Raw genomic sequence first — 21339 nt, 5'->3', positions numbered from 1 at the left:
ACTGCTTGGGTATTGAAATAACATGATATAGATTTTTTAACATGAGGAAAGTTTCATTCTACAAAATAAAACACTATCTTTACGAAGAATCTTTTGTGTTAACTAACCCTATAAATAGACATACGTATGAAATATTGGAAACCTATTAATTGTTTGGCTATATGCTGCCTATCAGTGTTGATGTTATCTTGTTCAACGGAAAACACTGTTGTTGGGAATGTTGGAGTAAGTGATGTAAAGTCGTCAGGCTGCAAGGCTTCTGCTTCCTTGTTGGATTCTCGTCCTGAGTACTATAATAGTTTTGTAGGACAGAAGTCTGCGTTGCACCTCTTGCTCGGTAAAGAGAATACTGTCACGGCACGTTTTGCAGACGTCATGGATAACTGTGCAATCGACCTGTTCCATGTAGGAGCAAGCAGCAGTGAGGGTAAGATTGTTCTCATCCTGTATCCCGATAAGGACATGATGACAAACTGCATCTGTCGCTATGATGTTGATTTCAAGATAAATAATATCCCTTCTGGCAACTACCAGTTGGAGGTTTATCACACTACCGCCGATAAACAGATAAACAAAGATAACCAGATTTTTAGCGGAACTGTAAATCTGGAGAAAGGGAAGGAACTTATACTGACAATGAGTCGGTAAGGAATAAGTGTGGAGAGTAGGGTTGTGGTGGCTTGGTTATACAAGTGCCTCTGCCTTACTTTCTACAGCTTTATCGTGGAATGGTTAGCTGTGATGTCAGCTTGAAGTTGCTTTTAAGCTACTGGTTCAATTGTTCTTTGAGGATAAGAAAATCCCTAAAATATATTTTCCTGTCATATCTGTCATATAAGAGTAGTGTTTAACTTGTTGGTTGATAGCGTATTTACGTGAAATGTTAAATGTGACAGCAACTAAAAACAAAACTATTTTCGTAATAATTGGTGTTTTCTCTTACTAACGTAAGTAGATTTTATTGCTACCTATTTTGAGGAAACCTATAAAGTAAAAGACAAAAGAATAAAACGGTAAAAGAGTATTTTGCTGTTTTATTCTTTTGTCTTTTTGTTTTCCAGTCTTAATGCGCAGTAAGAAACACATTAGACACAGGTAATCATAATTATGAATTAAAAAGGTTCTCTCACAGAGTTCACAGAGTTCACAGAGTTACACTGAGGTTTAGACAGCACTTAAGTCCACAGAGTGATCATGTGGTCTGGGGAGTTCACAGAGTTTTTTGCAAGTGAACAAGCTTACAAGTTCATAAGTAAACGAGTTTGCGGGTTTACAAGTGAACAAGTTACTTGTAGCAATAAACACAGCGTATAGTAGTAATCATAATTATGAATTTTGAATTATGAATTATGAATTACGTCTGTTCTATTGCAACTGCATAATTCCGTCTTTGTTCACGCTTGTCACGCCTTTCACCTTTCTGAAGTCGGCAATGGCTTTATCAACGTCGTGCTTCTCGTCAACTTTGACCGCTACAGCACTGAACTCCTTGTATTTATAGAGTAGGGTACAGTCCTGCTTTTTGATGGCTTTCAGTAGAGGTTTGTTGCCTGTCTTCTTGTCAAAGAAGATAATCAGCGTGTGGCTAACAGGAGTCTTTTCGCGTTCACGTTTTGCCTTTTCCAGACCTTCTCCGCCATCGTCTCCATTCATTATCTGTTCCTTGATGGGGCATTGTGCGGATGCTGTTGTTGACTGGATGAACAATAAGCCCATCAGCAACATACTTGCTTTAAAATATTTCTTCATCTTATTCTCTCCTTTAAATATGGATGACAAAGATAGTTATAAATAAGCAGAAAAATACTAATATTTATAATTATTTCAGTTTTGTTTCTCCTTGTTCCGCATATTATCTTTGGAAATGAAAGTATTTGGTGGGGGATGATGTTAGAATTCTTTATATGTGAATATTAGTAGTTTATAGTGATTCAACAACCTCTTTTCCTATGCATTGTACAAGTTTTGCTCCGATGATATTGTCTGAGTATATGGCTTGCCAATGATAGTCAAATAATGGTGTCTCTATATTACAACTGCCAGTAGATTCTATTCTATAAATCATCAAACGTTCTTTGTCGCAGATACCCATTAGTTTAGACCGGAGCAAACGTGCATATGAGAAAGCTTGTCTAAAAGCCTTTTGTCTTTCTAAGATAGAAGACATATCTAATTTAGCTTCGATGATGAAAGGGGCGTTCTCAAAATGCTTCTCACCTTTGGGGAAGAAAACAAAGTAGGGAATAGCTTTTTCCTTTCTACCTGCTTTTAGTTGGAGTTGTCTTGTCCAATCACTTTCGATATACCCAAGTTTTTTAAGAATCGGGATTAGAATCTTTTCTTCAACATCCTTTTCTAACTTTATTTCTCCAAAATCTATATGCTCTCCCATGAATAGTTGTGGAAATTCGTCAGTCTTTGCCCCTTTTGACGCTGCTAATCTAAGGAGTTCGGAATAATCTTTTGCAGAGAACGCAACTCCGTTAATGCCTTGCAGATTCTTGCGTACTATCGGTAAGCTTGAAAAGTATTCGTCATTTTTTAAGTCATTAAATGTAATTTCAGGAAGTCTTATTCCTTCTTGGATAGTTGTACGGCAATGGTAATAATCGAAAGGGTTAAATATGCCTGTAGAGCCAGCACGCCATACGGAGTGAATGTAGCTTCTGGGAGAAGTACAATACATAATAACAATATCTCCTTTTCGCGTTTTCTCATTACACGCCCATATAGAACTTTTTGCCTCAGGTGAATTTCCTAAAGAATCCAAGAAAGTAAAATCGTGTTTCCCAGAACCACCTGTTAACCATATATTGGTTGGTTGTGGTAATTCTGTTTCTATAGTTGTCTCTTGTAGAACTCTCATACCATAGTCATAGATACAAGCACACAACTCTGCATCGCTTAGCTCGTTCTCTTGTTGAAAAGCATTTAAGACGACACATATATCATAATAGTACATAAGGTACTCTTTGTAATTAGTTGTGTGTGGAATAGGTGGTAGTTCTATACCAAGAGCATCACAGCTTTTCTGGAATAGATCAAAGCGATTTGATAATAGGATAGGTGTGAAAAAGGAATCATAAAGATATAAGAATAAGGATAAGCCATCTATGGTTGATGCTTTGTCTCTAAATTTATTTTGGGGTATGACTTCTTCCAGCCAATCGATATTCTCATTATCATCAATATGAAAATCTTTTATATCATAAGTAGTTATTAGGTGTTCAAAAAACTCCCGACTGAAAATATCATCTTCTTTGATAAATTCTCTTTCAATTAGGTTGATGTTATATAATATGACTCTATTCAAAAGATATTGTAAGTTCTCATTTATATCCCATTGCTTTAATAATTCAATAATTTTCTCAATGTTGTCCCATATATTTTCAGTCTCAGGATTGAATATATCAATGGCTTTTTGCCCATCCTCTGATTGCTTATAGTAATTCCATAGATTTTTATTCATACTCAGTTATTTCTTTATTTTGTTAGTAGGTTTATTGTTTATTATAAATAAAAGCGAAGGGGAATTAGTTTCTCCACCTTCGCTTTCATTTCTTATATCGTTATATATTTATGCTTCTGTGTCTTCTTCTTCCACAGCCTTGAACTGCTCAAGGTCTTCAGCGTTGAAAGCTTTGATATAAGCAGTGTGACCGATAACTTCTTCCTCAGCCATACGAACAAAGACATGGGCAGACTTCTTGAAGAGGTCTGGTGCCTTAGAAGCATCCTCGATAAGGAGGAGAGAACCGATGATGTCGGCAGTCATATTGTAAAGACGGCGTGCAAGGAAGTCGTGAACATCCTGATTGTCGCTTGCGTTCACCTTCTCAACAGCCTCTTCATAGAGCTGAACAAGCTTTGCAACACGGTCACGCAGCCCCTTCATGCAGTCGCAAGAGAGTTCGCCCTCAAGCATCTCCTTCATGATAGAGAGGTAAGTGCCGTTAGTGATGTAACGCACAGCAGCAACAACCTGCAGCTGTGTTGTACCCTCGTAGATAGAGAAGATACGTGCATCACGATACAGACGCTGACACTTATACTCCATGATGAAACCAGAACCACCATGGATAGAGATAGAGTCGTAGGCAGTCTGGTTAGCATACTCAGAGTTGACACCCTTTGCCAATGGTGTAAAGGCATCAGCAAGGCGGGTATATTTCTTCATCTCCTGACGCTCTTCAGCCGTGAGTTTCTGGTCACGTGCAATATCTTCCAAAGCCTTGTAGATATCGACATAGCGAGCAGTCTGATATAAGAGAGAACGACCAGCATCGAGTTTTGCCTTCATACGAGAGAGCATATCGTAGACAGCAGGGAAGTTGACAATCTTCTTGCCAAACTGTGCACGATCCTTAGCGTAAGCCAAGCCCTCGTTGTAAGCCTCCTGCTCAAGACCAACAGACTGTGCAGCGATACCAAGGCGAGCACCATTCATCAATGCCATTACGTACTTGATAAGACCCATTCGGCTGCTACCACAGAGCTCTGCCTTTGCATTCTTGTAAACAAGTTCGCAGGTAGGAGAACCATGAATACCGAGTTTATGCTCAATATGGCGTACGTCAACACCGCCATCACGCTTGTCATAGATGAACATTGAAAGTCCACGACCATCACGTGTGCCCTCTTCTGAACGTGCAAGGACGAGGTGGATGTCTGAGTCGCCATTGGTGATAAAACGCTTCACACCATTCAATCGCCAGCAGTTCTCCTTCTCGTCGAAGGTAGCTTTGAGCATTACACGCTGGAGGTCAGAGCCTGCATCAGGCTCGGTAAGGTCCATTGACATCATCTCTCCCTCACAGATACGTGGGATAAACTTCTGACGCTGCTCCTCGTCACCAAACTCATAGAGTGTGTCGATACAAGACTGCAATGACCAGATATTCTGGAAACCAGCATCGGCAGCAGCAATAAGCTCAGACATCATAGAGAAGACAACGTTTGGTAGGTTCAGTCCACCATAGCGGCGAGGCATAGAAACGCCCCACAAGCCAGCCTGACGAGTCGCCTCAATGTTCTCTAAGGTCTTGCTGGCATAGTGCATACGGTTGTCGATGAGATGTGGACCTTCGAGGTCAACAGACTCAGAGTTAGGTGCAATAATGTTTGCTGTTATGTCACCAGTGATATCCAAGATGCGCTTGTAGTTTTCGATAGCATCCTCATAGTTTACTGGTGCGTCAGCATGTGTAGAAGCATCAGCGTAGTTACGCTCTTTCAGTTCTACGATGCGTTTCATCAATGGATGCTCCAAGTGAAACGCTATTTCTGGGTGGTCAGTATAATAATTTGCCATGATAAAAAATGTAAAAGTAGCCCCTCCCCCTTGCCCCTCCCCCGAAGAGAGGGGAGTAGAATGTACTGATTCTTACGGTTAGGGACTCTTTTTATTCGTTGTTTATAAATTCGGTTATTTGTTCTATCACATTATCTATGTCCGTGTATATCTCTTCGTTGGTGAATCTAAGCACATTAAATCCCATTTCATTGAGGTATTCTGTTCTTGTTTCATCGTCTGCCTCTTGTAGCGGTTGCTTATGGTAAGCCCCATCTACTTCTATGACTAAGTTTTGTGAAAGACAAGCAAAGTCTACAATGAAGTCACCTATAGGATGCTGTCTTCTGAAATGATATTCGCCCCTTGTACCTTTTAATTCTTTCCATAGAATATCTTCTGCCAAAGTCATCTCGTTTCGATTCTTCTTTGCAAAGTCTTTCAGAATATGGTATCTGTCAGGTGAAGCTGTCTTGTAGGTGCATTTCTTTCTATTTTCTTTAGTCATAGGTCGGTAGTTAGTCAATGATTATACACGCTATGCCTCTTGTGATAATGAGTATTTAGCGACAGTAGTCCTCTTATTCCCTTTTCGCATTTTACTCCCCTCCCTTCGGGGGAGGGGCAAGGGGGAGGGGCCAGTTAGTTGTTCAGTCAGCTGGCTTTACTTACTATTCTGCTTATAATACTTTATCAACTTCGGAACAACCTCCTCAACAGAGCCATTGATGACATAGTCGGCGATGGCATTGATAGGAGCGTCTGGATCGTTGTTGATAGAGATGATGATACCACTGTCCTGCATACCAGCAATGTGCTGAATCTGTCCAGAGATACCACAAGCGATGTAAACCTTTGGATGGACGGTGACACCGGTCTGACCAATCTGACGATCGTGGTCTACCCAACCTGCATCAACAGCGGCACGGCTGGCACCAACCTCACCATGAAGTTCCTTAGCCAACTTAAAGAGCAAGTCGAAACCTTCTTTAGATCCTACACCATAGCCACCACAGATAACGATAGAAGCTTCCTTCAGGTTGTTCTGTGCTGGCTCAACATGACGGTCGATAACCTTTACAACATAGTCAACCTCTGGTACATACTTCGCAACGTCTGGATAGACAACCTCTTTCTTAGCTTCGCCTTCATAGATAGCTTTCTGCATAACGCCAGAGCGTACAGTAGCCATCTGTGGACGATGGTCAGGGTTGACGATGGTTGCCACGATGTTTCCACCGAAAGCAGGACGAATCTGATAGAGCAGATTCTCATAACGCTTACCCGCTTTCTTATCTTCGTAGTCACCAATCTCAAGTTGAGTACAATCGGCAGTAAGACCACTTGTCAGGGATGATGACACACGTGGACCGAGGTCACGACCGATAACGGTAGCACCCATCAAACAAATCTGTGGCTTCTCCTCAGTGAAGAGGTTTACAAGAATGTCTGTGTGTGGTGCTGATGTGTAAGGGAAGAGTCCCTCACCATCAAAGACAAAGAGTTTGTCAACGCCGTATGGCAGGATCTGGTCTTCTACCTTACCCTTAATGCCACTACCGGCAGCGATGGCATGGAGTTCCACACCTAACTCATTTGCGAGCTTGCGACCCTTGGTCAACAGCTCCTGTGAAACCTCCTGTACGGTGGTTTCCTCTATTTCGCAATATACAAATACGTTGTTCATAGGCCTCACCCCCGCCCCCTCTCCGAGTGGAGAGGGGAGTGAAATGCTTCACTTGCTGGGGGATTTTCTTATGTTTATATGATACCTCCCCATGATGTTCAATCTTATGTTTATATAGAACATTCTACGCCCCTCTCCATTACTTCCCTTCGGTCAGTGACCGTTGGTTCGGAGAGGGGTTGGGGGAGAGGCTTTTAACCAATAATCTTCTCTCCTAATAGTTCTTGGATGAGTCCCTCTACATCCTCGTCTGAACCAGTGAGTGTCTTGCTCTCCTTAGCTTGGAAGACAATATTCTGTACAGTCTTAACCTTTGTAGGTGAACCACTCAAACCACATTGTGCCTCGTCGCCATTGACATCGGCAACCGACCACTGGTTCAGTGTGAGGTAAGGACGCTCCTCGTAGAGTTCTGTCCAAGGTTCATCTCCTTTGCGCTCCATAGGACAAGTAGCATACTTGTACTTCATCACGAGTTTGGCATTGCAAGGACGTGCAGGAGCAGCAGTACCGTTCACTGTGACAAGAACTGGCAATGGAGCAACAACCGTCTCTACACCACCATCGATATGACGGCGGATAGTAGCCTTACCATCCTCAATCTTTAGGATTTCTTCTGCGTAAGTAACTTGGTTGAGTCCTAACTTCTGTGCAACCTGTGGTCCAACCTGTGCGGTATCACCATCGATAGCCTGACGTCCACCGATGATGATGTCTACATCACCGATTTTCTGTACAGCCATCGCCAAAGCGTATGAAGTAGCGAGTGTGTCAGCGCCAGCAAACTTACGGTCGGTAAGCAACCAGCCGGTATCAGCACCACGATAGAGTCCTTGTCGGATAATCTCTCCGGCACGTGGAGGTCCCATGGTTAAGATTCCTACAGTAGAGCCTGGGTTCTGTTCTTTCAGTCTTAGAGCCTGCTCCAATGCGTTGAGGTCTTCAGGGTTGAAGATGGCAGGCAGTGCGGCACGGTTAACCGTTCCTTCGGCTGTCATGGCATCTTTTCCCACATTTCTTGTGTCAGGTACCTGCTTAGCAAGTACTACAATTTTCAAACTCATAAATATAATAATGTGTTATTTAATATTCAATTGTTTTGGTTGAGGGCAAAAGTACAGTTTTTTTGCAACATAAACAAAAAAACTTGCACAAAAACCGCTTAACTGTGTTTATGTTTGTTAGGAGCGATTCTATCCTTGGTTGTAAGAGTTGGAGAAGTTTTCAATGTTTACGAGCCTTCAGTCATCTATTATTTCATAGAAATTATCTCTTTATTATAGACTGAGCCCATTTTTCTCAGGGGTATAAGAAACGCTTTAAATTAACTTTTCCTGTCATATCTGTCATTCTGTATCAGTGTTTAACACGCTGGTTTATAGGGTGGTTATATGAAATGTTAAAAGTGACAGCAACTAAAAATAAAACTATTTTTGTAATAAGAATAGGCGTTGTTCAAATTATGTTAAAAAGATGTGGCGTAACTTGACAAAAGTTCTTCTTTTTTTTATTTTTGCATAAGATAAATCAAAGGTAATTTAACAACAAATTATTTATAAATAACTAAATTGTAAGTCTATGAAAAGTAGAGTTTTATTTTTATTAGCTATGCTCCCATTATTTCTTTTGTCTTGTAGTTCGGAAAATAATGATGTATTACCTCCAGGGTATGTGTCTCTTTTTGTAAGGTTCTCAAGCACGAGTGGGGAAAATATTGCTGATTCATTAGAACTTGCAAAGTATGTTGGAAATAACCTATTTGCATCAATAGGTAAAGGTGATTTGCAAATGGATGTTTCGACATCAGCATCAAATAATATGTTGTCTATTTGTAATGACTTTTGGATGAAAGATAATTTACGAGCAGGAGTTCTTTCCTCTTGTTTACATGTAGATATATTCCAGCATGAGGTGGAACCTTCACAGGAATGCACCCTTTTCCTTGGTAGTCCAAAGATTTTTGGTGACACCAAGAGACATACGATATCATGGCGAGCTAAAAGAGTCCCAATTAACTCGATGACATTTGAGGAGTGTAAGATAGATGGCGTTCCTTGTCCTGTAGTTGAAGAAATGTCATATAAAAAGAATTGTTATAAGATTGCGAATCAAAAAGGTAATCTTGCTGACTATGTTATCAATATAGTCGTTGATAGGAAGTAAGCGTTAAGGACGAGAAACATTTATACAGGTTGTAGACACATGTGATGTGTCTGGGTCTTGGAATAACTTTGCTACAGGTGATAACTATCTGTAGCAAAGTTTTCTTGTTCTAACTTTGCTATCTCATTGGTTTGTGTTATCTTTGTAGCATAATGATAGACAGAGCGACCGTAGACAGGATTTTGAATGCGTCGAACATTGTTGAAGTAATCAGCGATTTCGTTTCTTTACGCAAGACGGGAACAAGTTATAAAGGCTTGTGCCCTTTTCATGATGACCGTACACCATCGTTCTCCGTCAGTCCTGTGAAAGGTGTTTACAAATGCTTTTCGTGTGGTGCAGCGGGGCATGTGGTAAAGTTTATCATGGAGCATGAGCAGATGACTTATCCTGAAGCCTTGAAGTGGCTTGCGAATAAGTATCATATTGAAGTGCATGAGCGAGAACTGACGAATGAGGAAAAGCAGCAGGAGAATGAACGAGAATCAATGTTCTTGGTCAATGAATGGGCTGCAAAGTACTTTAATGATATCTTGCACAACGATGTTGATGGTATGGCTATTGGTATGCAGTACTTTCGCAGTCGTGGTTTTAGAGATGATATTATTCGTAAGTTTCAGTTAGGTTTCTGTCTGTCGAGTCGTCATGCCTTTGCTGATGCAGCCTTAAAGGCAGGTTTCCAGAGAGAATTTCTTGTTAAGACAGGTCTTTGCTTCGAACGTGAGAATGGAGAACTTATCGACCGCTTCAATGGACGTGTATTGTTTCCATGGGTGAGTGTAAGCGGTAAGGTGACAGCCTTTGGTGGTCGTCTGCTGGATTCTCGTACGAAGGGAGTTAGTCAGAAGTATGTCAATTCTCCCGATAGTGTTATCTATCATAAGGAGAGAGAACTCTATGGTATCTTCCAAGCAAAGAAAGCTATTGCTAAGCACGACCTCGTTTATATGGTTGAGGGATATACAGACGTTGTCTCTATGCACCAGTGCGGGATTGAGAATGTCGTAGCTAATAGTGGTACAGCATTGTCAGTGCATCAGATTCGACTGTTGCACCGCTTTACTTCTAATATCGTTCTGCTCTATGATGGCGATGAGGCTGGTCAGCATGCTGCTCTTCGAGGAACTGATATGTTGTTGGCAGAGAGTATGAATGTGAAGGTACTGTTACTTCCTGACGGTAAAGACCCAGATGAGTTCGCACGTAGTTATAGTGCAGAGGACTTTAGAAAATATATTGAAGATAATCAGACAGACTTCATCGTCTTTAAGATTAATGTACTCTTAAATGGAGTTACTGACCCTATTAAACGTTCAGAGGCAGTTGGTTCAATAGTGCAAAGCATTTCTGTTATTAAAGACCCGATACTCCGTGATACCTATATCCGAGAGTGTGCTAACCGTACAGGCGTGTCAGAGCGTACGTTGATGGAACAGATGAATCGTAATATCTATTCCAATCGAGAACAACAGACACGCGAACAACAGCAACAGCACTCAGTAGTCATAGAGGAGCAACATAGAGAAGAGGAGGTAGATACATCTACTCAATTGGTATCAAAGGTAGAAGAGATGCTTATACAGGCTGTAATTAAGGATGGAGAGAAGATTATCTTTCGTGATGTGAAAGATGAGAATAGCGGACAGATATATAATCTGACTGTAGCACAATATATAGCTTACGACCTTGGAAGTGATGAACTCGGCTTTTCTAATGAGTTATATAAAAAGATATTGCAGGAAGCTGTAGAGCATTGTGGTGAAGAAGGCTTCAAGGCAGAAGAGTACTTTACACAACATGTTGATATTGATATTTCATCTGTAGCCGTAAGATTGAGTGTAGATCGTTTCCAACTTGCAGAGAGTCTGCAGGTGAAGGAAACGGAGCAGACATTACGTGATCGTGTTCTACATCTTGTTGCTGATTTTCGTCTGGAGTATGTTTCTTCTCATTTGAAGGAGTTGAATGCACGACTTCTGCAAGTGAAAGACCCAGAAGAGATGCAAGAAGTTATGGGAGAAATTATGAGGACACAGAATCTTCGTAATGAATTGGCAAAGAAAAATGGTAGTAATATTCTGGTATGATGAATCTGATAAGAAGGTTATTTAATCCCCCACTTAGGCTTTCAAGCCTTGATATGGGTGAGAATAAAAGGATAGTTTCGAAGGCACTGAAAGCACTCAACTGTACTGGGGAGTGGAGAGAAGATGGAGATGCCGCACTCGTTCGCTATGCATTTCAGAGCGGTCATTTTGGTATTCGTATTATCAATAAGTATCCGCAGGTAGAATTGTCATTCCTCTTTTTTGCAGAAGCTGAAATGAACGATATAAACATTGTGCGTCATGTGTGCAATCACTTTAATCTTAATTCTACTGGTCCACGCTTTAGCTATACAATCAATGAGGAAACAAATGTTATTGACTTACATATTCTAACGCCACTTTTGTTAGATGACGACCGTGCTCAAGACATCCTTTCTTCGGCTATGGTCGATATGTTTGCATGGCAGAATTCTTTTATAAGGATTCTTACTGAAACAAAGGATGATGCTAAGAGTTCGTCTACAACAGACTTAGAATGGGCTTCAAAGGAAGTTGAGCGTGATATTTTTCTCCTCCGTGAACAGGAACTAAGACATCAGAAGAAGGCTGCCGAGTGGAGACAGAATGATAAGGAAGCTGCAACCTTAAGGCAGTGGATGGATAAAGTCTTCGGATTAGTGGATGTTGTCTTCTCTGAGTTGACGGTTGTTACAGATTCCATTACGGTTATCAACGACCGTGAGGCTATAGCATCCTATAACCTGTCTGATACTCTGATAGCAAATGGAATGTTTGTTCGACAAAAGGCAATGCTTGATATTGTCTTCTTCCTTCCAGCTCATCCGACGACACGTCGCCGTATGACTTTTAGTATTCAGCAGGCGGATGGTTGTGAAGATGTGCTTTATTATCAGGTAGTTGCTACTTTATTACCATTGCCGTCAGGAATTGGTAGACCTCTTCACACAAGGGAAGTGCAGGTGCAGTCGCATTCTGTCTTGTTAGCATACGACCTTCGTTCAACAAAGCAGTTGCAGGATGAGTTTGTCTATATGTGGAAGGAAGCTAAGAGTAAACTTGCTAATGGTGAGGAGAATCAATTAACAGAAGAACAGCGACTGATAGCCAATGTGGGAAGTATAGATGCTGCCCGCTTTGTTTATCGTAGTCGGACGCTTTATCGTCAGAAGCGTTACTATGAGGCTGTTGCTTGTTTAGAGAATGCTTACCGCTTGTTAAATGCTAATTTCCAGAAGCTGAGCAAGAGTGAAATAGGTATTTTCTTAGAAGTCTGCTATATGTTAGGTTTCTGCTATAATGAGCTGCGTCAGTATGATCGGGCTTACTATTATCTTTCGTTTGTAACTGGGCTAAATCGTGCTCTTTATGCTGAGGAATATGTGAATTGTTTGATAAATCTGGGTGATCATCGTTCGCTGATGACTATAGATAATATTTTGGAAGATTTGCACAGTTCCATCTCTGAAGATGAGGAAGGTGAGATTGATCAGTCTTTGCGTCCTTTCTTGCACTTTCTGTATCGACGCAAAGCTTATGTGTTGATAGAGTTGCGTAGGCTTGATGAGGCAGAGGAGATACTTCGTCAGATGATTGATGACCCAGAAAGTGGTGACTTTGCCTTAGACGAATTGGCTTATATTCAGCAGTTACGAGAGAAAGAAAAGATAGACGATTCAGACGTTTCAAAGAGTTAGTGAAAAGGAGAATATAGATGATTTATTTTCATTGGGCATTCTTAGCAGTCTACGTTGTTGTCATCATTGTTGTGATGGTGCGCATATTGATGGATAACCAACAGCCAGCCAAGACTATGGCTTGGATGTTGGTGCTAACGTTTATCCCAATGTTAGGTATTATTCTTTACTTCTTCTTTGGCCAGACCACACGTAAGGAGCGTAAGATATGGCAGTATAGTATGGACCAGTTGACAAAGCGTTCCATGTTGGAGTTTGTAGAACAAAAGCGTCTTCATCTGCCCAATGAGTATCGAGAACTTATCAAACTCTTTATGAATCAGAACTGGGTCTTACCATTTAAGAATAACGAAACAGAGATTTATACTTCTGGATACGAGTTTTTTCCTTCTTTGTTAATGGAGATTGGTAAGGCTGAACACCATATTCATTTAGATACTTTTATTATTGCCAGTGACCCCTTGGGACAGATTGTTGCTGATGCTTTGATTGATAAAGCACGACAAGGAGTTGAGGTGCGTGTCATCTATGATGATGTGGGTTCTTGGAAAACAAAGAAGCGTTTCTTTGATCGTATGCGTGCCGAGGGTATAGAAGTATATGCCTTCATGCCTGTACGTTTCCCAGTCTTTACCAGTAAGGTGAACTATCGTAATCATAGAAAGATATGTGTGATTGATGGTGATGTTGGTTTTATCGGTGGTATGAATATCGCCAATCGTTATGTGAAGGGAATAAAGAAACTGGCTTGGCGTGATACGCATGTTAAGATAACTGGTGCTGCGGTATATGGTTTGCAACGTGCTTTTTTGGTAGATTGGTTCTTTGTGAGTCGTGAGTTGATTACTGACCATGTTTATTATCCTGTCAGCAAGGTTGCTGAGAATAATAGTCTTATTCAGATTGTCACCAGTAGTCCAACAAGTTTATGGCCTGAGATTGAGCAAGGTTACGTAAGGGTACTTACCAGTGCAAAGCAATATGTCTATATGGAAACGCCTTATTTCCTTCCTACCGACCCAATCCTCTTTGCTATGCGTACTGCAGCCTTGTCGGGAGTTGATGTAAGACTGATGATTCCCTACGAGACAGACACAAAGATTGTGGAATGGGCTTCACGCACATACGTCTTAGATACGGTGAAAGCGGGAGTAAAAGTTTATTTATATAAGGCCGGTTTTAATCATTCAAAACTTCTTGTTGCCGATGATAGCATAGCAACGATTGGTTCTACTAATGTTGACTTCCGTAGCTTTGAGAATGACTTTGAAGCAAATGCTTTCTTCTATGATAAGAAAATAGCATTGAAGGTAAAGGATGTCTTCTTAAAGGACCAAGAAGAGTGTGTTGCTTTGGAAGATGTGCGAAACCTTACGCATCGTTCCTTCCTACAACGGTTGTGGGAATCAATGGTAAGACTTTTGAGTCCACTGTTGTAAGGGTAAGAAGCTAAGAAAGCTTTAACCTAAATCAGACAATATTGTTAACTTTCCGATATAACTCTTTTATAGGAAGTTTTACGGATAAAGCTGTGTTTATCTAAACAAGGTGAAGTTTACACTACCATAGCTTCTATGTTCAAGGAAGTTGGGGTGAGCGGAGAAATCATTGTTCTTACCATGTTCAAAGACAAGTAGTCCATCTTCTTTTAATAAGTCATATTGGAAGATGAGATTAGGAATAGTTTCTAACTCTGGCAATGCGTATGGAGGGTCAGCAAAGATGAGGTCAAACTTCTGGTGACAACTCTTTAGAAAACGGAATACATCACCTTTTATCAAGATATTTTCCTCTGTGCCAAGTTTTTCCATACATTGGCTGATGAAGCGAGCATGGTCACGGTCTTTCTCTACGCTTATTACCTGTTGACAACCACGTGATAAGAGTTCTAAGGATATACTACCCGTACCAGCAAAGAGGTCGAGTGCAGTTGCTTCTTCCCAATCCACGTATGCATTGATAACATTAAAGATATTCTCTTTAGCAAAGTCTGTTGTAGGACGTGCCTTAAAGGTACGTGGAATATCAAAGTGTCTGCCTTTATATTTTCCTGTTATAATTCGCATAGTTTCTTTTTTAGGAGTGAAGGAGTTAGGGAGTGAAATGGAGTTAAGACATTTGTATCTGTGGGAGATGTGTGGATTTAATTCACTCTACATCTTAATCTTTCTTTTATTCCAAATAAATTGCTTTCATGTCGTAAGGTATCTCTGTACGTTTAGCCAACTGGCTGTTGTTGAAGTAAACTTCCTGATTGATAACCCTACAGAACTTCAAATGTTGTTTTACTTTGTCAAGGAGCCAGTCTTGGTAATGTATATCACCAACAAGACATAACTCATCTTTCTCTACATCCATTCCTGTTAGCTTCCATATATAAAGGAGGTAATACAAAGCATCATGCTCATTAGTTGCTTCGTATGAATTGCTGAAACGGAATCTGTTTTGTTGGAAGGTGAAAACCTCCATACGTTTCTCATGGAAATAAGCATAGAGCTTTCTACGTGGACCAGCGTAAGAACGACGATAGAGATGAGTCCATACAGACTGCATAAGCGGTTGTATGCGAATATCCTTGAAATGGTCGTCGATAACGAGCTTGAGGTCTTTGTTAATTGCAAAGACGGCAACAGCGTTCAAGTCTGGTAGAATACTCGATAGAATCTCCTCGTTGCCTTGTCTATGATAAGTGTGATGATAGAGTGTTTCGATATCCTGTGTGCCAAAGTCATCAACAGGCATAAGCATCACAGGTGTATCAATCTCTGCTAACAAACGTTTGTATCCGCTCTGCAGTAGTTCAGAAACCTTGAAGGCTTCACGTAGATTGGCAGCAACAGAGATACCCATATTCATCTCGTATGGTTCATAAACGAGCATACCATTCTCCTGTGGGTCGCCCACAGCAAATGCCATGTTGTTCCTGCTAAATCTGATAGTTAGTCGCAGTTTCTTGTCGGATATGTTATTGTCTGTTTCTGTCATTACGAACGTTGTATAGCTTTTTATCATCTGCAAACTTACGCATTTTTTTCCGATTTCGTTGGTTATCTGCTTGATAAATATCATCGAAAGCCTTTCTTTCAAGTATTAAAAAAGGGAAATTTAGCGTTTGATACTTAAAAAATCTATAACTTTGCATCTACTTATTAAATGCTATAACTATTCAAACAATCATGTTTGATGGTGGTGTTGAATAATAACTTTTTTACATGGCAAGACAGTTCTTTGTTATCTTCGGATGCTTAGCATTGGGAGAGTTTATTGTTTGGGCTACAGGAATAAAACTGCCGTCCAGTATCATTGGTATGCTCTTACTAACTCTTTTCCTAAAGTTAGGATGGGTGAAGTTAGGATGGGTGGAGCGATTATCACAGCTTCTGATAGCAAATCTTGGCTTCTTCTTTGTACCGCCTGGGGTGGCTCTTATTCTCTATCTTGATCTTATTAAGGCTCAATGGTTCCCTATTGTTACTGCAACAGTAGTCAGTACTCTTCTTGTTCTTGTTGTTACAGGACAGATGCATCAACTTGTCATAAAGTTTGAACGTCGGTTGATGGCTATGGACTTACTTCATCATCGTGCCCATGCGCAGAAGATGAAGAAGGTGCTGGAGGAAACCGAAGAGGTTGAGGCCATGGAAGAGGCTGAAAGAATAGAACTTGACAAAGCGTTACTCGGACAGGATAAGATAACTAAAAAGGAGGAAAAATAATGAATTCGTGGGATGAAACAATCGGTCAGACTATTGACCTTATACAGGATGGTAAAGATATCTTTTCCAATCAGTATGTTATTTTGGCATTAACTTTTGCTGCCTTCTTTTACATCAAACGTCTACAGCAGCGTACTGGTTGGATGTTACTTAATCCTATCTTGATAGCTATCGTACTTATTATTGTCTATCTCAAGATAACTGGTGTTTCTTTTGCTGTCTATAAGCAAGGTGCCCAATTGATTGACTTTTGGCTTAAACCTGCTGTTGTAGCCTTAGGTGTACCACTTTATTTACAGCTTGATGCCATTAAGCGTCTGTGGTTTCCAATCGTCATGTCACAGCTTGTTGGTTGTTTAGTGGGTATTGTTAGTGTTGTTTTAGTAGCCAAACTTTGTGGTGCTCCTGATATTATCGTTCTCTCAATGGCAAGTAAATCTGTCACAACACCTATTGCGATGGAAGTGACACAGAGTCTTGGCGGTATTCCTTCTCTTACAGCTGCTGTGGTGGTTATCACAGGTATTATTGGTGCATTGGTAGGCTTTAAGACGTTGTCATTCGGTCATGTAAGCAGTCCTATTGCACAAGGACTCTCTATGGGAGCAGCTTCTCATGCTGTTGGTGCATCAACAGCGATGGCATATAGCAGTAAGTATGGGGCTTTTGCGAGCTTAGGTATTACGCTGAACGGTATCTTTACAGCCCTGCTTACCCCAACGATTCTTCGTTTGATGGGGGTTGTTTAGGAGTCTTTGTGTGTTATAGTGTGATAAAGTCTACTAAGGTAAGAAGGAATTTATACACACTATTCCACGAATAGTTTTGTTTTCATTTTGCTGTCACATTTAACATTTCGTGTAATCCTACTGTTACATAATAAGTTAACTAATGAATTAGGGTGACAGTAGTGACAGCAAAGTTGGTTTTACTGGGAAATGCTGTTTAAACGACATATTTCACCAAAAGGTTATTCTAATTTTTCTTTTTGGTGAAATGCTTTTAATAGAAAAACTTAATTAACTTCATAGTAATGAACATTTAGTTATACTGATAGTTTACTTTATCCGCGTATTTGTTAAATAGATTTAAGGACTTCCTGAGAATTTTCTATAAGAATAATTTTAATACACTCTCCTTCACTTACAATAATCTTTAAAGGTACGACCACTTAATCGTTGCCCACTAATTATAAAAGTATTAACATAATACCCTCTCCTAAATTTTCTTTTCAATTTTATCAAAGATAGCGTTATATTCCCTTATTTGTTTTCGGATCTCCTTAAAATTTTCGTCGTTAAATTCTTTTTCTCCATCTTTTGTAGTCAAAATCTCTTTCCCATTTATGTAGGAGCTACTGCAATGTGCAAGTTGGTTACGCATTTTTAGCATTTCATTAGAATAATCCTCAAAAAAATTATTGCCTTTAGGGGTGTATGAAATTTTTGCTTCTTTAATTATCAAATTGACTGCACGAGCTTTTCTGGAAGCATCAAAATCGAAATCCTCTATTATTTCCTCTATAGAAAGATTGCGCCATGTATGTTTGCAAAGTTTATCGCAAGTTTTACTTTCTGAAAGCTTCTTTTTGGTATTTTTCTCCATTTCATTAACAAAGCGTTCTGTAAAGTCTTTTGTTTTTTTGTCAGTGCTTTGATCTATAAAATATTTTTTTATAAGAGAAGCCATGCGTGAATCGAGTTCACTTACCTCTGCCATAACTAGTCCACGAAGATTGTTTAAGTCTTGAACCTTTTTGATTGTGGTGTCAATAACAGCCTTTACCTTCTTTATAAATAAATTTACATCACGACTACTATAATATACTCCATCAAGTTCTTTTTCTCTTCCTTTCGTCCTTAACTCATCAATTCCACTTGATGAATAAAAGACAACATCCGTATATACTCCCTGATTACGGATTTTAGAAATAAGCTCCGCACCATTAGGTTGACTTGCAAGATTTAAGTCCATAAGGATTAAATCCCAACTATTATAATCGATTTCTTGATCTTCTTTGTTTATGAGTTTCTTTTTAAATTCAAATCCCAAATTATCAAGATATTCTTGAATTTGGTCTTCAATACTATTTACCCAGTCTTTTTCATTTTCAATCCAAAGAATTTTATACTTTAAGTTCATGATGTTTAGAAATTTATGAATAGTTTAAACCCTTTTTTATTATTAGACTTATCAACATCGATAGTTCCTTTCATCACATTTCTAACGAAAGACGCAACATTATAAAGGCCTAACCCCGAACCGTCTGATGTGGTTATACCCTTTTCAAATATACTACTAGGATCTGTCAATTTTGAAGAAAGACCATCACCATCATCAGAAACTATCATGCATATTACATCTCTCTTATTTTTAAAAGTAATATCGAAATGTTGTGCATTGGATTTTACGGTATTTGAAACCAAATTATCAATAAAGATACTTGCTTCTATTGGTGCAAATTCCAATATTTTAGAACACGAATTTACTTCACAATTCAATGTTATATCACCATAATACTCTGGTAAAACATTATTGATATACTCACTTATATAACTGATAATATCAGCCTTAATTACGTCAGTTTCAATACTATAGTTCGCCTTTGTTGCAAACTGTGCTATTGATGTAATTTTTTCATTTGCCCTAGATATACGTTCTACCAATTTGATTATTTCATCTGGTGTTAAAACACCTCGATTTGCTTTTTTCATAATCTGACCTATCGTATTATGTATTGTTGCCGCATGAATACGAATATCATGATGATATTTTAATATACGGTCAGTATCAAGTGTACCAACAGAAAGTAGGAATAGATTTTGCTTTGTCTTTTGCTCTAATTCTTTCTCGGTTTGCTCTCGTTTTTCTTTCTCGGCACGGAATTTACGTTCAACTTCAGCTTTTGCCTTACGCTCCTCTTCTGCTTTTCGTTCTGCGTCTTCTTTTTCCTGGCGTAAATCATCAAGATGCTTCTCAAACTCTTGAATCTTCTCAAGTAAATAAGAATCATTAGTTTTCTCAGCTAATTTGCGAACATCATCAAACATTTGTGTCTGAATCATCTCCGTCTCTGAGGGATTAGCAACTATGTTTGCCAACTCCTCATTATACTGTAATACTGTTACAGACTTATCATTCACAAGAGATTTTATGAGTTGCATAAAATCAACCTTACTACCTATATTTGCATATAAATGTTTTGCAGTTTCTTGGTCCTTATCTTTTTTTAACAATACTCGTGCGGCTATAGCTGAAGTTTGATTAATAAAGTATTCCTTTCTTAAAAATCCTTCTCCCCATAAGACACCAACAACATAACGTTCCAAACGTCTATGTATCAGAGTAAAGTAATCCATTAATTGGATAGAAGCACCTGTCTTAATTAATCCATTATCTCGACTTGATACTTCTTTAATTAGTTCTGAGTTGTCCGTTTCAATATCGACTCGACCGAATAATTCTCGAGTACCTAAAAATCGATTATAACCTTGTTGAACGCGTTGATTTAATTTCCAGCTATCATCGTTCCATTCTCCAAAAGGAAATATTCTGAAACCGTTTCTAAAAAGAAATACATTTCCATATTTAACAGGTTCTATACCCATTTTTTTTGTAAAATTATATTTTGCAGCCCGATTGAGGTAGAAGATGCTTATAGAAACTGTATCTAATAAGTAGTAATTTTGGCTTGCGCAGAGTCAACCAGCAAGTGCAAAATTACAAAACGTGTTTAAAGAACTCGCACTTTGGATTAGAAAAGTTTAATTTTTCTCTTGGTCTTTCGTTCAATTTCTTTTGTATGGACATAATTCTCTTGTCCGTATATTTATCAAACGAATCCTTTTTAGGTATATACTGCCTGATTAATTTGTTTGTATTCTCAACAGTTCCCTTTTGCCATGAACAATATGGGTCAGCGAAGTACACGGGCACTCCTAAGTATTTTGTGATGTCCTTATGTGCTGCAAATTCAGGTCCGTTATCTGTTGTAATTGTCTTCAGGCTGTCTTTGTATGGCAGCAGTAGTTTCCTAACCACCTTTACCAGAGGCTTTGACATTTTTCCAAATGGCAGTTTCTGCATAAACAACATATTGGTGGATTTCTCCACTATTGTGAGTATGGCGTGCTGGGCAGGATCGACGATCAAGTCCATCTCAAAATCTCCGAATCTCTTCCCGTCAACTTCCTTACTTCTTTCATGGATACTCACCCTGTCCTTTATTGGAAGATGTCCGCCTTGGGGACGATGCCTGTATTTCATCTTATGCCTTGTGTGCTCTGCAAGCTTCCCTGTTGTGTCATTGTGGATAATGTTATAGATGGACTGGTGGGAGACCTCTATACTCTCATTTATGCGCAGATACCCTGATATTTGTCTTGGAGACCACTGGTCGTTGATAATATATTCTTTAATTCTCCAAACTAATTCGTCGGAGAGTTTGGCGTTAGTTACCGTGCTCTTTCTGCGCTGCATAGCCATATCATGCGCCTTCGTCCAGATATACTTTCCCGAAGGCGTACTGTTGCGTTTGATTTCACGTGAGAGTGTTGACTGACTAATACCGACGATCTCGGCAATTTCTTTTCTCGCTGTTTTCTTTTGGAGTAAGGCAAAAATTTGCGACCTTTGCTCCGAGATTAATTGATGATACATTTGCAATACAAAGTTAGTTAATCTTTGGGAGACTTCGGTCTCCTTTTTTATTTGTATTGCT

18 protein-coding genes are annotated in these 21339 nt (G+C 39.5%); 7 read left to right on the top strand and 11 right to left on the bottom strand.

The window, feature by feature from the left end; all coding sequences use genetic code 11:
- The first annotated feature begins 126 nt into the window (after positions 1–126).
- Entirely contained in the window at positions 127–648 is a 522-nt protein-coding gene (locus PMEL_RS05375) for a hypothetical protein (RefSeq protein WP_120174310.1), read from the top strand.
- Between the two features lie 717 nt (positions 649–1365).
- On the opposite strand, the gene PMEL_RS05370 is transcribed toward PMEL_RS05375, so the two are convergent.
- The 6 genes from PMEL_RS05370 to PMEL_RS05345 all read right to left on the bottom strand — a co-directional run bounded on the left by PMEL_RS05370 (position 1366) and on the right by PMEL_RS05345 (position 8041).
- Entirely contained in the window at positions 1366–1749 is a 384-nt protein-coding gene (locus PMEL_RS05370) for a hypothetical protein (RefSeq protein ID WP_120174309.1), read from the bottom strand.
- Between the two features lie 172 nt (positions 1750–1921).
- Positions 1922–3469: a restriction endonuclease subunit R gene (locus tag PMEL_RS05365; RefSeq protein WP_120174308.1), complete on the bottom strand. Its 1548-nt coding sequence runs from the start codon at positions 3467–3469 to the stop codon at positions 1922–1924.
- 108 nt (positions 3470–3577) lie between these two features.
- Entirely contained in the window at positions 3578–5311 is a 1734-nt protein-coding gene (locus PMEL_RS05360) for an acyl-CoA dehydrogenase family protein (RefSeq protein WP_120174307.1), read from the bottom strand.
- A 91-nt stretch (positions 5312–5402) separates the two neighbouring features.
- Positions 5403–5798 carry an endonuclease domain-containing protein gene (locus PMEL_RS05355; protein ID WP_120174306.1) on the bottom strand — a complete coding sequence of 132 codons (396 nt, stop codon included), beginning with the start codon at positions 5796–5798 and terminating at the stop codon, positions 5403–5405.
- Positions 5799–5954: 156 nt separating this feature from the next.
- Positions 5955–6977, bottom strand: coding sequence for an electron transfer flavoprotein subunit alpha/FixB family protein (locus PMEL_RS05350; protein WP_120174305.1), 1023 nt, complete (start codon positions 6975–6977; stop codon positions 5955–5957).
- A gap of 194 nt (positions 6978–7171) precedes the next feature.
- Positions 7172–8041 carry an electron transfer flavoprotein subunit beta/FixA family protein gene (locus tag PMEL_RS05345; RefSeq protein ID WP_120174304.1) on the bottom strand — a complete coding sequence of 290 codons (870 nt, stop codon included), beginning with the start codon at positions 8039–8041 and terminating at the stop codon, positions 7172–7174.
- Between the two features lie 514 nt (positions 8042–8555).
- On the opposite strand from PMEL_RS05345, the gene PMEL_RS05340 reads away from it, so the two are divergent.
- The 4 genes from PMEL_RS05340 to cls all read left to right on the top strand — a co-directional run bounded on the left by PMEL_RS05340 (position 8556) and on the right by cls (position 14342).
- Positions 8556–9140, top strand: a complete 585-nt coding sequence (locus tag PMEL_RS05340) for a hypothetical protein (protein WP_120174303.1) — start codon at positions 8556–8558, stop codon at positions 9138–9140.
- Positions 9141–9292: 152 nt separating this feature from the next.
- Positions 9293–11227: a DNA primase gene (gene dnaG, locus PMEL_RS05335; protein ID WP_172586753.1), complete on the top strand. Its 1935-nt coding sequence runs from the start codon at positions 9293–9295 to the stop codon at positions 11225–11227.
- Between the two features lie 53 nt (positions 11228–11280).
- Positions 11281–12903, top strand: coding sequence for a hypothetical protein (locus PMEL_RS05330; RefSeq protein WP_231999368.1), 1623 nt, complete (start codon positions 11281–11283; stop codon positions 12901–12903).
- A 17-nt stretch (positions 12904–12920) separates the two neighbouring features.
- On the top strand, positions 12921–14342 hold the full coding sequence (gene cls, locus PMEL_RS05325; RefSeq protein ID WP_120174300.1) for a cardiolipin synthase: 1422 nt from the start codon (positions 12921–12923) through the stop codon (positions 14340–14342).
- Between the two features lie 96 nt (positions 14343–14438).
- Here cls and rsmD read toward each other — a convergent pair whose 3' ends face one another.
- Positions 14439–14969, bottom strand: a complete 531-nt coding sequence (rsmD, locus tag PMEL_RS05320) for a 16S rRNA (guanine(966)-N(2))-methyltransferase RsmD (RefSeq protein WP_120174299.1) — start codon at positions 14967–14969, stop codon at positions 14439–14441.
- A gap of 106 nt (positions 14970–15075) precedes the next feature.
- Positions 15076–15972 (bottom strand): DUF3822 family protein, encoded by an 897-nt coding sequence (locus tag PMEL_RS05315; protein WP_120174298.1) that lies wholly within the window; start codon positions 15970–15972, stop codon positions 15076–15078.
- A 143-nt stretch (positions 15973–16115) separates the two neighbouring features.
- On the opposite strand from PMEL_RS05315, the gene PMEL_RS05310 reads away from it, so the two are divergent.
- Together PMEL_RS05310 and PMEL_RS05305 are read left to right on the top strand one after the other, a co-directional pair.
- Positions 16116–16619 carry a CidA/LrgA family protein gene (locus tag PMEL_RS05310; protein WP_120174297.1) on the top strand — a complete coding sequence of 168 codons (504 nt, stop codon included), beginning with the start codon at positions 16116–16118 and terminating at the stop codon, positions 16617–16619.
- Entirely contained in the window at positions 16619–17368 is a 750-nt protein-coding gene (locus PMEL_RS05305) for an LrgB family protein (RefSeq protein WP_120174296.1), read from the top strand. Before PMEL_RS05310 ends, PMEL_RS05305 begins: the two co-directional genes overlap by 1 nt.
- A gap of 469 nt (positions 17369–17837) precedes the next feature.
- Here PMEL_RS05305 and PMEL_RS05300 read toward each other — a convergent pair whose 3' ends face one another.
- The 3 genes from PMEL_RS05300 to PMEL_RS05290 form a co-directional block, all read right to left on the bottom strand.
- The gene (locus PMEL_RS05300) at positions 17838–18761 is read right to left on the bottom strand and encodes a response regulator (protein WP_120174295.1); all 924 of its coding nucleotides are present in this window, start codon (positions 18759–18761) and stop codon (positions 17838–17840) included.
- Between the two features lie 5 nt (positions 18762–18766).
- Positions 18767–20227, bottom strand: a complete 1461-nt coding sequence (locus tag PMEL_RS05295; RefSeq protein ID WP_120174294.1) for an ATP-binding protein — start codon at positions 20225–20227, stop codon at positions 18767–18769.
- 112 nt (positions 20228–20339) lie between these two features.
- Complete coding sequence (locus PMEL_RS05290) at positions 20340–21278, bottom strand: IS30 family transposase (protein ID WP_120173978.1); 939 nt, start codon at positions 21276–21278, stop codon at positions 20340–20342.
- Positions 21279–21339 lie beyond the last annotated feature (61 nt).

The organism is Prevotella melaninogenica, assembly GCF_003609775.1.
GTDB classification, from domain to species: Bacteria; Bacteroidota; Bacteroidia; order Bacteroidales; family Bacteroidaceae; genus Prevotella; species Prevotella melaninogenica_A.
This window is presented reverse-complemented; position numbering and strand designations above follow the sequence as displayed.

Coding starts and splice junctions, on each gene's coding strand:
- PMEL_RS05375 (WP_120174310.1), top strand. CDS start 127: ATGAAATATTGGAAACCTATTAATTGTTTGGCTATATGCTGCCTATCA.
- PMEL_RS05370 (WP_120174309.1), bottom strand. CDS start 1,749: ATGAAGAAATATTTTAAAGCAAGTATGTTGCTGATGGGCTTATTGTTC.
- PMEL_RS05365 (WP_120174308.1), bottom strand. CDS start 3,469: ATGAATAAAAATCTATGGAATTACTATAAGCAATCAGAGGATGGGCAA.
- PMEL_RS05360 (WP_120174307.1), bottom strand. CDS start 5,311: ATGGCAAATTATTATACTGACCACCCAGAAATAGCGTTTCACTTGGAG.
- PMEL_RS05355 (WP_120174306.1), bottom strand. CDS start 5,798: ATGACTAAAGAAAATAGAAAGAAATGCACCTACAAGACAGCTTCACCT.
- PMEL_RS05350 (WP_120174305.1), bottom strand. CDS start 6,977: ATGAACAACGTATTTGTATATTGCGAAATAGAGGAAACCACCGTACAG.
- PMEL_RS05345 (WP_120174304.1), bottom strand. CDS start 8,041: ATGAGTTTGAAAATTGTAGTACTTGCTAAGCAGGTACCTGACACAAGA.
- PMEL_RS05340 (WP_120174303.1), top strand. CDS start 8,556: ATGAAAAGTAGAGTTTTATTTTTATTAGCTATGCTCCCATTATTTCTT.
- dnaG (WP_172586753.1), top strand. CDS start 9,293: ATGATAGACAGAGCGACCGTAGACAGGATTTTGAATGCGTCGAACATT.
- PMEL_RS05330 (WP_231999368.1), top strand. CDS start 11,281: ATGGGTGAGAATAAAAGGATAGTTTCGAAGGCACTGAAAGCACTCAAC.
- cls (WP_120174300.1), top strand. CDS start 12,921: ATGATTTATTTTCATTGGGCATTCTTAGCAGTCTACGTTGTTGTCATC.
- rsmD (WP_120174299.1), bottom strand. CDS start 14,969: ATGCGAATTATAACAGGAAAATATAAAGGCAGACACTTTGATATTCCA.
- PMEL_RS05315 (WP_120174298.1), bottom strand. CDS start 15,972: ATGATATTTATCAAGCAGATAACCAACGAAATCGGAAAAAAATGCGTA.
- PMEL_RS05310 (WP_120174297.1), top strand. CDS start 16,116: ATGGCAAGACAGTTCTTTGTTATCTTCGGATGCTTAGCATTGGGAGAG.
- PMEL_RS05305 (WP_120174296.1), top strand. CDS start 16,619: ATGAATTCGTGGGATGAAACAATCGGTCAGACTATTGACCTTATACAG.
- PMEL_RS05300 (WP_120174295.1), bottom strand. CDS start 18,761: ATGAACTTAAAGTATAAAATTCTTTGGATTGAAAATGAAAAAGACTGG.
- PMEL_RS05295 (WP_120174294.1), bottom strand. CDS start 20,227: ATGGGTATAGAACCTGTTAAATATGGAAATGTATTTCTTTTTAGAAAC.
- PMEL_RS05290 (WP_120173978.1), bottom strand. CDS start 21,278: ATGTATCATCAATTAATCTCGGAGCAAAGGTCGCAAATTTTTGCCTTA.